The sequence below is a fragment of the Escherichia sp. 94.0001 genome, assembly GCF_013369155.2.
Taxonomy (GTDB): Bacteria; Pseudomonadota; Gammaproteobacteria; order Enterobacterales; family Enterobacteriaceae; genus Escherichia; species Escherichia coli_F.
Genome location: NZ_JABWMS020000023.1, coordinates 33,582 through 45,635, shown reverse-complemented (window position 1 = coordinate 45,635; position 12,054 = coordinate 33,582). Strand labels below are relative to the sequence as shown.

13 protein-coding genes and 1 pseudogene are annotated in these 12,054 nt (G+C 49.5%); 12 read left to right on the top strand and 2 right to left on the bottom strand.

The genetic code is table 11. The features are described 5' to 3' along the window. Nucleotides 1-23: 23 nt before the first annotated feature. The 3 genes from HEN33_RS13000 to plaP all read left to right on the top strand — a co-directional run bounded on the left by HEN33_RS13000 (nucleotide 24) and on the right by plaP (nucleotide 2,578). On the top strand, nucleotides 24-953 hold the full coding sequence (locus tag HEN33_RS13000; protein ID WP_000803364.1) for a LysR substrate-binding domain-containing protein: 930 nt from the start codon (nucleotides 24-26) through the stop codon (nucleotides 951-953). Between the two features lie 214 nt (nucleotides 954-1,167). Next, a complete protein-coding gene (yoeI, locus tag HEN33_RS12995) occupies nucleotides 1,168-1,230 on the top strand; it encodes a membrane protein YoeI (protein WP_010723108.1) in 63 nt (20 codons plus the stop codon). Beyond that, the gene (gene plaP / locus HEN33_RS12990) at nucleotides 1,220-2,578 is read left to right on the top strand and encodes a putrescine/proton symporter PlaP (RefSeq protein ID WP_000019197.1); all 1,359 of its coding nucleotides are present in this window, start codon (nucleotides 1,220-1,222) and stop codon (nucleotides 2,576-2,578) included. The genes yoeI and plaP overlap by 11 nt, the downstream gene beginning before the upstream one ends. 74 nt (nucleotides 2,579-2,652) lie before the next feature. Here the strand turns inward: plaP and sbcB are convergent, their stop codons facing one another. Next, a complete protein-coding gene (gene sbcB, locus HEN33_RS12985) occupies nucleotides 2,653-4,080 on the bottom strand; it encodes an exodeoxyribonuclease I (RefSeq protein WP_176263162.1) in 1,428 nt (475 codons plus the stop codon). 208 nt (nucleotides 4,081-4,288) lie between these two features. Between sbcB and dacD the strand changes: the two genes are divergently transcribed. The 4 genes from dacD to HEN33_RS12965 all read left to right on the top strand — a co-directional run bounded on the left by dacD (nucleotide 4,289) and on the right by HEN33_RS12965 (nucleotide 7,805). Beyond that, a complete protein-coding gene (gene dacD, locus HEN33_RS12980) occupies nucleotides 4,289-5,455 on the top strand; it encodes a serine-type D-Ala-D-Ala carboxypeptidase DacD (RefSeq protein WP_001353122.1) in 1,167 nt (388 codons plus the stop codon). Nucleotides 5,456-5,573: 118 nt separating this feature from the next. Beyond that, the gene (sbmC, locus tag HEN33_RS12975; RefSeq protein ID WP_001602831.1) at nucleotides 5,574-6,047 is read left to right on the top strand and encodes a DNA gyrase inhibitor SbmC; all 474 of its coding nucleotides are present in this window, start codon (nucleotides 5,574-5,576) and stop codon (nucleotides 6,045-6,047) included. Nucleotides 6,048-6,245: 198 nt separating this feature from the next. Continuing rightward, nucleotides 6,246-7,304: an FUSC family protein gene (locus tag HEN33_RS12970; RefSeq protein ID WP_001200890.1), complete on the top strand. Its 1,059-nt coding sequence runs from the start codon at nucleotides 6,246-6,248 to the stop codon at nucleotides 7,302-7,304. 171 nt (nucleotides 7,305-7,475) lie between these two features. Next, nucleotides 7,476-7,805, top strand: coding sequence for a DUF496 family protein (locus HEN33_RS12965; protein ID WP_000450409.1), 330 nt, complete (start codon nucleotides 7,476-7,478; stop codon nucleotides 7,803-7,805). Between the two features lie 100 nt (nucleotides 7,806-7,905). Here HEN33_RS12965 and HEN33_RS12960 read toward each other — a convergent pair. Further along, a pseudogene (locus HEN33_RS12960) lies at nucleotides 7,906-8,202 on the bottom strand (EutP/PduV family microcompartment system protein); the annotation flags it as partial. Between HEN33_RS12960 and HEN33_RS12955 the strand changes: the two are divergent. The 5 genes from HEN33_RS12955 (at nucleotide 8,181) to ldtA (ending at nucleotide 12,047) form a co-directional block, all read left to right on the top strand. Then, the gene (locus tag HEN33_RS12955; RefSeq protein ID WP_176263154.1) at nucleotides 8,181-8,540 is read left to right on the top strand and encodes a cobalamin biosynthesis protein; all 360 of its coding nucleotides are present in this window, start codon (nucleotides 8,181-8,183) and stop codon (nucleotides 8,538-8,540) included. The pseudogene HEN33_RS12960 and the gene HEN33_RS12955 sit on opposite strands and share 22 nt — an antisense overlap. A gap of 133 nt (nucleotides 8,541-8,673) precedes the next feature. Then, a complete protein-coding gene (gene cobU / locus HEN33_RS12950; RefSeq protein WP_000973165.1) occupies nucleotides 8,674-9,219 on the top strand; it encodes a bifunctional adenosylcobinamide kinase/adenosylcobinamide-phosphate guanylyltransferase in 546 nt (181 codons plus the stop codon). After that, nucleotides 9,216-9,959 (top strand): adenosylcobinamide-GDP ribazoletransferase, encoded by a 744-nt coding sequence (cobS, locus tag HEN33_RS12945; RefSeq protein ID WP_176263153.1) that lies wholly within the window; start codon nucleotides 9,216-9,218, stop codon nucleotides 9,957-9,959. Before cobU ends, cobS begins: the two co-directional genes overlap by 4 nt. 11 nt (nucleotides 9,960-9,970) lie before the next feature. After that, nucleotides 9,971-11,050: a nicotinate-nucleotide--dimethylbenzimidazole phosphoribosyltransferase gene (gene cobT, locus HEN33_RS12940; RefSeq protein WP_176263152.1), complete on the top strand. Its 1,080-nt coding sequence runs from the start codon at nucleotides 9,971-9,973 to the stop codon at nucleotides 11,048-11,050. Between the two features lie 61 nt (nucleotides 11,051-11,111). Beyond that, the gene (gene ldtA / locus HEN33_RS12935) at nucleotides 11,112-12,047 is read left to right on the top strand and encodes a L,D-transpeptidase (protein WP_176263151.1); all 936 of its coding nucleotides are present in this window, start codon (nucleotides 11,112-11,114) and stop codon (nucleotides 12,045-12,047) included. The last annotated feature ends 7 nt before the right edge of the window (nucleotides 12,048-12,054 follow it).

Sequence of the window (12,054 nt, the reverse complement as noted above, 5' to 3'; positions counted from 1 at the left end):
GCATGCACTGCAAGGGGGCGTGTATGAAACCACTGCTGGATGTGTTGATGATCCTCGATGCCTTAGAAAAAGAAGGCAGTTTTGCGGCGGCGTCGGCCAAACTCTATAAGACGCCGTCCGCTCTGAGTTACACCGTTCACAAGCTGGAAAGCGACCTTAACATTCAATTGCTTGATCGTAGTGGTCACCGCGCTAAATTTACCCGCACCGGAAAAATGTTATTAGAGAAGGGGCGGGAAGTTCTGCATACCGTGCGAGAACTGGAAAAACAGGCGATAAAACTGCATGAAGGCTGGGAAAACGAGCTGGTGATTGGCGTGGACGACACCTTCCCTTTTTCTCTTCTCGCGCCACTTATTGAAGCTTTTTATCAACATCATAGCGTGACGCGCCTGAAGTTTATCAATGGCGTGCTCGGTGGTTCCTGGGATGCCCTGACTCAGGGACGAGCGGATATTATTGTTGGTGCGATGCATGAGCCACCATCTTCCAGTGAGTTTGGTTTTTCACGGTTGGGCGATCTTGAACAAGTCTTTGCGGTCGCGCCCCATCATCCGTTAGCCCAGGAAGAAGAACCGTTAAACCGTCGTATCATTAAGCGATATAGGGCGATTGTGGTAGGGGATACTGCGCAGGCAGGCGCTTCTACGGCCTCGCAACTTCTCGACGAACAAGAAGCCATTACCGTTTTCGATTTTAAAACCAAGCTGGAGCTGCAAATTAGCGGCCTTGGCTGCGGCTATTTACCCCGTTATCTGGCGCAACGTTTTCTCGATAGTGGCGCGTTAATCGAGAAGAAAGTGGTCGCCCAAACTCTCTTTGAACCTGTCTGGATTGGCTGGAACGAACAGACCGCAGGGCTTGCCAGCGCTTGGTGGCGGGACGAAATTTTAGCAAATAGTGCGATCGCCGGTGTTTATGCAAAATCTGATGACGGAAAATCAGCCATTTAAAGAAAAATTATTATGACAAGCCTCTCATTCTCTTGTCATTTCCCCCCCATTTAGGCACAATGCGCCGCTGTCAAAAAATGACTAAAAACCGACGTTTAATTAGCGTCGGTTATTTTTTGCTTCAAACCAATCATTCATACCAAGAGGCCGGGCTTCGTACCGGATAGATATTTACTAAAAATCGACAGTTGTTGTCGCTGAGGAATCCAAAAAAATGGGGCAATTTTTTGCTTACGCGACGGTTATTACCGTAAAGGAGAATGACCATGTCGCATAACGTTACTCCAAACACCTCTCGCGTGGAATTGCGTAAAACGCTTACGTTAGTTCCGGTTGTAATGATGGGTCTTGCCTATATGCAGCCGATGACGCTGTTTGATACTTTTGGTATCGTTTCAGGCCTCACGGATGGTCATGTGCCGACAGCCTATGCGTTCGCATTGATTGCGATCCTGTTTACGGCTCTGAGCTACGGGAAGCTGGTTCGCCGCTATCCTTCTGCTGGCTCTGCATACACTTACGCCCAGAAATCCATTAGCCCGACTGTCGGCTTTATGGTGGGTTGGTCTTCTCTGCTCGACTATCTGTTCGCGCCGATGATCAACATTCTGCTGGCGAAAATCTATTTTGAAGCTCTGGTGCCTTCCATTCCATCGTGGATGTTTGTGGTGGCGCTGGTGGCCTTTATGACCGCCTTTAACCTGCGTAGTCTGAAATCCGTAGCGAACTTCAACACCGTCATCGTGGTGTTGCAGGTAGTGCTGATCGCGGTAATTCTGGGCATGGTAGTTTACGGCGTATTTGAAGGTGAAGGTGCTGGTACGCTGGCGAGCACTCGTCCGTTCTGGTCTGGTGATGCACATGTTATCCCGATGATCACTGGTGCGACGATTCTGTGCTTCTCCTTTACCGGCTTTGACGGCATCAGCAACTTGTCGGAAGAAACCAAAGATGCAGAGCGCGTGATCCCACGTGCGATTTTCCTGACCGCGCTGATCGGCGGCATGATCTTCATCTTTGCAACTTACTTCCTGCAGCTGTACTTCCCGGATATCTCTCGCTTTAAAGATCCGGATGCGTCACAGCCTGAAATCATGCTGTACGTTGCGGGTAAAGCGTTCCAGGTTGGCGCGCTGATCTTCTCCACCATTACCGTACTGGCGTCCGGTATGGCGGCGCACGCAGGCGTGGCGCGTCTGATGTATGTAATGGGTCGTGACGGCGTATTCCCGAAAAGCTTCTTCGGTTATGTGCACCCGAAATGGCGTACTCCGGCAATGAACATCATCCTGGTTGGCGCGATTGCCCTGCTGGCAATCAACTTTGACCTGGTAATGGCTACGGCGCTGATTAACTTTGGTGCGCTGGTGGCGTTCACCTTCGTTAACCTGTCGGTTATCTCGCAGTTCTGGATCCGTGAGAAGCGTAACAAGACGCTGAAGGATCACTTCCAGTATCTGTTCCTGCCGATGTGTGGTGCGCTGACCGTTGGTGCGCTGTGGGTTAATCTGGAAGAAAGCTCAATGGTTCTGGGTCTGATCTGGGCGGCAATCGGCCTGATTTACCTGGCTTGTGTCACCAAGAGCTTCCGTAACCCGGTTCCGCAGTACGAAGACGTTGCATAATCTTACAAGCCGGATGACATAATCATCCGGTAAATCTCAAAAAGCCGGAGTTTATCGCTCCGGTTTTTTTTGTTTCAGACGATCTCTTCCGCGTACTGCCAAAGTGCTTTTAACAGCGCCACTTTCTCTTTGTCATCGGCATATTGTTGTGCCAGCATCTGCAATTCATCTGCATAGCCCTGCAAAAACTCTGGCGTGAAGACCTGGCGGCGGTGCTCCAGCCAGCGTTGCTGCTCGGCATAATCCAGCGTCCCCGGGAAGTTGCGTGCCCGATAATTGAACAACAGCTTTTCAATCCGTTTATCAACAAAAGTGATATCCAGTGCCGGTAAATTACGCGGCTCGGTTTCAAGCACAATTTTCATTGCTGCACGATCGGCGTCACTGAAAAAGCCATTATAAAGCTGTGCATCCACGTTATCTGAAGGCGTAAACGGTTCGGCTTCCGCGAATATCGCCACCACTTTTTCACGCACTTGCGGATTTTCACGCAGAATTTTCAGGTTATCGAGGCAATGCTGACGATTAATTCCCAGTCGGTCGGCATCTTCCGGGCGTAGCGTATTCGCCTGGGCCAGCACCGGACATTTATTGATATGCACCAGCTTAACCGGAACGGCGGCGTTATCGCCAAGATCGGCTTTTGCGGTATATAAACGCTCGCGCAATGTGTCGCCATCCAGCTCCAGTAATGACGAAATGTCTCCTGCCAAATCCACCATAATTACGGCATTGCGATTTTCAGGATGCCACGCCAGCGGTGCCACCCAGCTGGTATTGCCACGCCATGCCCCAAACATTCCGGAAACGTGAACCAGGGGTTTCATCTGCGGAACATCAATCAACGCCATCAGTTTGTGTTTATTGCGATGGGTAAAGAGATAATCAAACAGGCGTGGCTGACGCGTTTTTACCAGTTTCGCCATCGCAATAGTGGCGTACACATCAGCCATCGCATCGTGGGCGTTGCTATGTTCAATACCATTCGCTTTGGTTAAATGCTCAAGGCGAAAGCTCGGTAGACCGTCATCATTTTCAGGCCAGTTTATTCCTTCCGGGCGCAGGGCATAACAGGCACGCATAACATCCAGTAAATCCCAGCGCGAGTTATCATGCTGCCAGCTCCAGGCGTAAGGATCGTAGAAATTACGATAAAAAACGTTGCGTGTGACTTCGTCGTCGAAACGCACATTGTTGTAGCCCAGAATACAGGTCTTCGGTACGGTAAAAAGCGAGTGAATACGGGCGGCAAACGCGGCTTCGTTTTCTCCTTTCGCCCGTGCCTCCTGCGGGGTAATACCGGTAATTAATACTGCTCCAGGCTGGGGTAAATAGTCATCCGCGGGCTTGCAGTAAAAAACTTCGGGTTCGCCGATGACGTTAAATTCGTTATCAGTGCGAATGGCTGCGAACTGTGCAGGGCGATCTAACGCGGGGTGCGTTCCAAAGGTTTCGTAATCGTGAAACAAAAAGGTAGATTGTTGCTTACCGTCATTCATCATTAGGTTAAATCCGTTATTTCTGCTGTCTGCCAGAGTATCAAATATCACCGTGCTAATCAGCTTTAGCGCGACAATTTGGCAGCGAGTGGCAACAGATCATGTCAGATAAAAATGAGATAGTAGTCACATTTTCTTGCACTTTATTCCAGCCAGTTCATAAGTATTTCCGTAAAAAGAACAGCTATTTGAAACACCTGAGGGTTTGCTGTTGAAACGCCGTCTTATTATTGCTGCTTCTTTGTTCGTTTTTAATTTATCGTCTGGTTTTGCGGCGGAAAACATTCCTTTTTCACCTCAACCTCCAGAGATTCATGCTGGGTCCTGGGTATTGATGGATTACACCACCGGTCAGATTCTCACCGCGGGTAATGAGCATCAACAGCGCAATCCCGCCAGCCTGACAAAGCTGATGACGGGCTATGTCGTGGATCGCGCTATCGATAGTCATCGCATTACGCCAGACGATATTGTCACCGTGGGGCGTGATGCGTGGGCGAAAGATAATCCGGTGTTTGTCGGTTCTTCACTGATGTTTTTGAAAGAGGGCGATCGCGTATCGGTACGTGATTTAAGCCGTGGTTTAATTGTGGATTCCGGAAATGACGCTTGTGTTGCACTGGCTGACTATATTGCCGGTGGGCAACGGCAGTTTGTTGAAATGATGAACAACTATGCCGAGAAGCTGCATCTCAAGGATACGCATTTTGAAACAGTGCATGGTCTGGATGCACCAGGCCAGCATAGCTCGGCTTATGATTTAGCTGTGCTTTCTCGCGCTATCATCCACGGCGAGCCCGAGTTTTATCATATGTACAGTGAGAAAAGCCTCACCTGGAACGGTATTACCCAGCAAAACCGTAACGGGTTATTGTGGGATAAAACCATGAATGTTGACGGCCTGAAAACGGGTCATACTTCTGGTGCCGGGTTTAATCTCATTGCTTCGGCTGTAGACGGGCAGCGTCGCCTCATTGCAGTGGTAATGGGTGCTGACAGCGCAAAAGGTCGTGAGGACGAGGCAAGAAAATTACTGCGTTGGGGGCAACAAAACTTTACTACGGTGCAAATTTTGCACCGTGGGAAAAAGGTCGGTACGGAACGCATCTGGTATGGTGATAAAGAAAATATCGCCCTGGGAACGGAACAAGAGTTCTGGATGGTGCTACCGAAAGCCGAAATTCCACATATCAAAGCCAAATATACCCTTGATGGTAAAGAACTCACCGCGCCAATTAGCGCCCATCAGCGGGTAGGGGAAATTGAACTTTACGACCGTGATAAACAGGTGGCGCACTGGCCGCTGGTTACCCTGGAATCTGTCGGGGAAGGCAGCATGTTTTCCCGCCTGAGTGATTATTTCCACCATAAGGCCTGACCTTTCTTTTGCAGCAGACTGGCAGGAGTGCGAGTCTGCTCGCATAATCAACACTCATTCCTTGTGGTTTTAATATTGCAACTATACTGTATATAAAAACAGTATTAATGGAGGCGTCATGAACTACGAGATTAAGCAGGAAGATAAACGTACCGTTGCAGGTTTCCATCTCGTTGGCCCGTGGGAACAGACGGTAAAGAAAGGCTTTGAGCAGTTGATGATGTGGGTAGATAGCAAAAATATTGTGCCGAAGGAGTGGGTTGCTGTCTATTACGACAATCCAGATGAAACACCCGCCGAAAAATTACGCTGCGACACCGTCGTGACGGTGCCGAATAACTTTACGCTCCCTGAAAACAGTGAGGGCGTCATTCTGACAGAAATTTCAGGTGGTCAGTATGCGGTGGCGGTGGCTCGTGTAGTCGGTGATGATTTTGCTAAACCCTGGTATCAGTTCTTTAATAGCCTCTTGCAGGACAGTGCTTATGAAATGTTACCAAAGCCCTGCTTCGAGGTTTACTTGAACAATGGCGCGGAAGAGGGGTACTGGGATATCGAAATGTATGTTGCGGTGCAGCCAAAACATCACTAATTCATCTCAGGGCGGTGTGTTAACGCGATGACCACTCTTTTTTTGAAAGCGAAAAGAGTAAGATGCGCCTTTCAAATTTTTCGCTCCTGCCGGGAAATTACACTGTTCCCGGTATGTCCGTCGGATAATTCAGAGGCGCGCCTTCTGGCCGACAGATGTGTTATGAGCGCTTTTAATCTTCATTAACGGAGTTTCTGCGTGCGTGCCGATAAGTCATTAAGCCCGTTTGAAATCCGGGTATACCGCCATTACCGCATTGTGCATGGTACTCGGGTCGCGCTGGCATTCCTGCTCACTTTTCTCATTATCCGCCTGTTTACTATCCCGGAAAGCACCTGGCCGCTGGTCACCATGGTGGTGATTATGGGGCCAATCTCGTTCTGGGGTAACGTTGTCCCTCGCGCATTCGAACGTATTGGCGGTACGGTGTTGGGGTCGATTTTAGGTCTTATCGCTCTGCAACTGGAGTTAATCTCGTTACCGCTGATGTTAGTCTGGTGCGCGGCGGCTATGTTTCTTTGCGGTTGGCTGGCGCTGGGCAAGAAACCGTATCAAGGTTTATTGATTGGGGTGACGCTGGCAATTGTTGTTGGTTCCCCGACAGGTGAAATTGATACGGCGTTATGGCGAAGCGGCGATGTGATCCTCGGCTCTTTACTGGCAATGTTGTTTACCGGCATCTGGCCACAACGGGCGTTCATCCACTGGCGCATTCAACTGGCAAAAAGTCTGACCGAGTATAATCGGGTCTATCAATCTGCATTCTCACCGAACTTACTCGAACGCCCACGTCTGGAAAGCCATCTACAAAAACTCCTGACCGATGCCGTGAAAATGCGTGGGCTGATTGCGCCCGCCAGCAAAGAAACCCGTATTCCCAAATCGATATATGAAGGTATCCAGACCATTAATCGCAATCTGGTTTGTATGCTGGAGTTGCAAATCAATGCATACTGGGCCACGCGCCCCAGCCATTTCGTGTTATTGAACGCGCAAAAACTTCGTGATACCCAGCACATGATGCAGCAAATACTGCTGAGCCTTGTTCATGCGCTGTACGAAGGTAATCCGCAGCCGGTTTTTGCCAATACGGAAAAATTGAACGATGCTGTGGAAGAGCTGCGTCAGTTGCTCGATAACCACCATGACCTGAAAGTCGTGGAAACACCAATCTATGGCTATGTGTGGCTGAACATGGAAACAGCGCATCAGCTTGAATTGCTATCGAATCTGATTTGCCGGGCCTTGCGCAAATAATTCCTGAACTTCAGAATCATCTTGCTGCTGCTTCGATTCAGCAAGGATAAAGGGTATGATAGTGAAAAGGGATAAAAGCATTGTCATCTGCGGCAGCTATGAGTAATGTTGGCCCTAACGAATAGCGGTTGCTTAAACGAATCCGACTCTCACATTATCAGGGGTATAAAAATGGAAACTACCAAGCCTTCATTCCAGGATGTACTGGAATTTGTTCGTCTGTTCCGTCGTAAGAACAAACTGCAACGTGAAATTCAGGACGTTGAGAAAAAGATCCGTGACAACCAGAAGCGCGTCCTGCTGCTGGACAACCTGAGTGATTACATTAAGCCGGGGATGAGCGTTGAAGCAATCCAGGGCATCATCGCCAGCATGAAAGGTGACTATGAAGATCGCGTTGACGATTACATCATCAAAAATGCCGAGCTCTCCAAAGAACGCCGCGATATCTCCAAAAAGCTGAAAGCTATGGGCGAAATGAAAAACGGCGAAGCGAAGTAATTCCTGTTTTATTCAATGAGGGTTGCCCGGTAACCCTCATTGCTCATTGTTTCTTTTCTGTGTATCACCGTCATCATTCCCATCTGATAACCTATTGAAATTAGCGACAGCCTTCTTCTGTATGCAGCAAGGCAAAAAGTTCTGTAACTCCATTGTTATTAACCGCACTGGTTACTAACACGTTGTGCGCTCCAGCTTCCCGTAACCAACTTTTCACCAAAGATATTTGTTCCATGCTGGCTAAATCTGCTTTGGTAACTACTCCAATGACCGGGCGATTCATTGACGAGGTAAAGCCTGGCGAAAAAGGTGACCACGGTGCGTCCGCATTAAGTACCAGCGCGATAATGTCTGCTTCGCAGGCACTGACCAACAATGCACTGTAAAGGCTGCGATTTTATTGGTGAGGACTGGCAGCAAGATTTCCAGCCTTTTGACGGTGGGCCTGTGCAATCGTTATCAGATTCGTATAGCGATTATTCAGTGCTGCTATTGATAGCAGCTGAAAGCGAGATATCCGTACCAGAATGGCTCGCTCATTCTGAGGGAACGACGGTAATTTTGATTGCAGAACACAATGCCCGTTTGCTGAATGGTCCGGCTGGTGGGGCTGTAGCATTAATCCATTATTTGAATGAAATCTGTCATGCCAGAGAAACCGCTGTCAATGACGCATTTTGTCGGACGTTAACACGAGGAAGTCTGGCTATTCCGCAATGCTATCTTCTTTCGTAATGGATTGAGAATGCTGGATTTTTAATTATATTACGCGCAGTATTAATCGCGTAAATGTTTTGCGGTCAGCAACAGTGGGGGAACCATTGTTCTGTTCAATGAATACCATCATACAATTGAATCAGGAGTCGGTATGATGATTTTGGTGACGGGGGGCGCACGGAGCGGGAAGAGTCGCCACGCAGAGGCGCTTATTGGGGACTCTTCACAGGTTCTGTATATCGCCACCTCGCAAATCCTTGATGATGAGATGGCTGCACGGATAGAACATCATCGGCAAGGCCGCCCGGCTCACTGGCGCACAGTGGAGCGCTGGCAACATCTTGATGAATTAATTCATGCAGACATTAACCCGAATGAGGCTGTGTTGCTGGAATGCGTTACCACAATGGTGACTAATCTGTTGTTTGATTATGGCGGCGATAAAGACCCTGATGAATGGGATTATCAGGCGATGGAACAGGCGATTAATGCTGAGATTCAGTCGTTGATTGCTGCCTGCCAACGTTGCCCCGCAAAGGTTGTATTAGTGACTAACGAAGTGGGAATGGGGATTGTGCCGGAGAGTCGTCTGGCACGACATTTTCGTGATATTGCCGGGCGGGTAAATCAGCAGCTGGCCGCTGCGGCAAATGAAGTATGGCTGGTGGTTTCGGGTATTGGAGTAAAAATCAAATGAGTAAATTATTTTGGGCGATGCTCTCATTTATTACGCGTCTGCCTGTACCGCGTCGCTGGTCCCAGGGACTGGATTTCGAGCATTATTCTCGCGGTATTATTACTTTTCCTTTAATTGGATTATTGCTTGGCGCGATTAGCGGGCTGGTCTTCATGGTGCTGCAGGCATGGTGTGGCGTACCACTGGCGGCATTGTTTAGCGTACTTGTGCTGGCGCTGATGACCGGGGGATTCCACCTGGACGGCCTCGCTGATACCTGTGATGGCGTATTTTCTGCACGTAGCCGCGATCGCATGTTGGAAATCATGCGTGATAGCCGTTTAGGCACCCACGGCGGTCTGGCATTGATTTTTGTTGTACTGGCAAAGATTCTGGTGTTAAGCGAGCTGGCTTTGCGTGGCGAACCGATCCTTGCATCGCTGGCGGCAGCATGCGCGGTCAGCCGCGGGACTGCCGCATTATTGATGTATCGTCATCGTTATGTCCGGGAAGAAGGGCTTGGCAATGTGTTCATTGGCAAAATTGATGGGCGACAAACCTGCGTCACACTCGGTTTAGCCGCTATTTTTGCTGCCGTATTATTGCCAGGTATGCATGGTGTGGCTGCTATGTTGGTGACGATGGTGGCGATCTTCATCCTCGGTCAGCTTCTCAAACGGACTCTGGGCGGGCAAACCGGCGATACGCTGGGGGCAGCCATAGAGCTTGGCGAACTGATCTTTCTGCTGGCGCTGCTATAAAGAGACGCGACATGCAAACACTTACCAATTTACTGAATACGATCCCTGCCATCGATCCTGCCGCTATGTCGCGTGCACAACGGCATATTGACGGGTTACTCAAACCTGTTGGTAGCCTGGGAAGGCTGGAGGCGCTTGGCGTACAACTGGCGGGAATGCCGGGGTTGAATGGCATACCGCATGTGGGCAAAAAAGCGGTACTGGTTATGTGTGCCGATCACGGCGTCTGGGAGGAAGGGGTCGCTATTTCCCCAAAAGAAGTGACAGCCATTCAGGCTGAAAATATGACCCGCGGAACAACCGGCGTGTGTGTGCTGGCAGCACAAGCGGGCGCTAACGTCCACGTAATTGATGTTGGTATTGATACTGCTGAGCCTATCCCCGGGCTTATCAACATGCGTGTCGCACGAGGTAGCGGCAATATTGCTTCAGCTCCGGCAATGAGTCGCCGTCAGGCTGAAACGTTGCTTTTGGACGTCATATGCTATACGCGGGAGCTGGCAAAAAACGGTGTCACGCTGTTTGGTGTAGGTGAACTGGGGATGGCAAACACGACACCGGCAGCTGCGATAGTGAGCACAATCACTGGCCGGGATCCTGAAGAAGTGGTTGGGATTGGCGCAAACCTGCCGACAGATAAACTGGCTAATAAAATTGATGTTGTGCGACGGGCGATTACGTTGAATCAACCAAATCCGCAGGATGGCGTTGATGTCCTGGCAAAAGTGGGTGGATTTGATTTGATCGGAATGGCTGCCGTGATGTTAGGCGCTGCGTCCTGCGGTTTACCGGTGTTGCTGGATGGATTTCTTTCTTATGCTGCCGCGCTCGCAGCCTGCCAGATGTCTCCTGCAATCAAACCGTATCTCATTCCTTCTCACCTGTCGGCAGAAAAAGGGGCGCGTATAGCGCTGTCGCATTTGGGGCTGGAGCCTTATCTCAATATGGATATGCGTTTAGGTGAGGGAAGTGGCGCAGCTCTGGCGATGCCCATCATCGAAGCTGCCTGTGCGATATACAACAGCATGGGCGAACTTGCTGCCAGTAATATTGTTCTACCGGGGAATACGACTTCTGATTTGAACAGTTAAAAACGAAAAGTCTGATAAAAGCTATACTTATCGGATAGTATTCGCGACTTAGGAAAGGGACATGATGCGTCGTGTAAATATTTTTTGCTCATTTGCTCTACTTGTTGCCAGCCATAATAGCCTGGCGGTAACTTATCCATTACCTCCAGAGGGTAGCCGTTTAGTGGGACAGTCGCTTACTGTAACTGTTCCTGATCACAATACCCAGCCGCTGGAGACTTTTGCCGCACAATACGGGCAAGGGTTAAGTAACATGCTGGAAGCGAATCCGGGCGCTGATGTTTTCTTGCCAAAGTCAGGCTCGCAACTCACCATTCCGCAGCAACTAATTTTGCCCGCCACTGTTCGTAAAGGGATTGTGATTAACGTCGCTGAGATGCGTCTTTATTACTACCCTCCAGACAGTAATACTGTGGAAGTCTTTCCTATTGGTATCGGCCAGGCTGGGCGAGAAACCCCGCGTAACTGGGTGACTACCGTTGAACGTAAACAAGAAGCACCAACCTGGACGCCAACGCCGAACACCCGGCGCGAATATGCGAAACGAGGGGAGAGTTTGCCCGCATTTGTTCCTGCGGGGCCTGATAATCCCATGGGGCTGTACGCGATTTATATTGGCAGGCTATATGCCATCCACGGTACCAATGCCAATTTTGGTATTGGGCTCCGGGTAAGTCAGGGCTGTATTCGTCTGCGCAATGACGATATCAAATATCTGTTTGATAATGTTCCTGTAGGTACTCGTGTACAAATTATTGATCAGCCAGTGAAATACACAACGGAACCGGATGGATCAAAGTGGCTGGAAGTTCATGAGCCGCTGTCGCGCAACCGTGCGGAATATGAGTCAGACCGAAAAGTGCCTTTGCCCGTAACGCCATCTTTGCGGACGTTCATTAACGGGCAAGAAGTTGATGTGAATCGCGCAAATGCTGCATTGCAGCGCCGATCAGGAATGCCTGTGCAAATTAGTTCTGGTTCAAGACAGATGTTTTAAGAGCGTT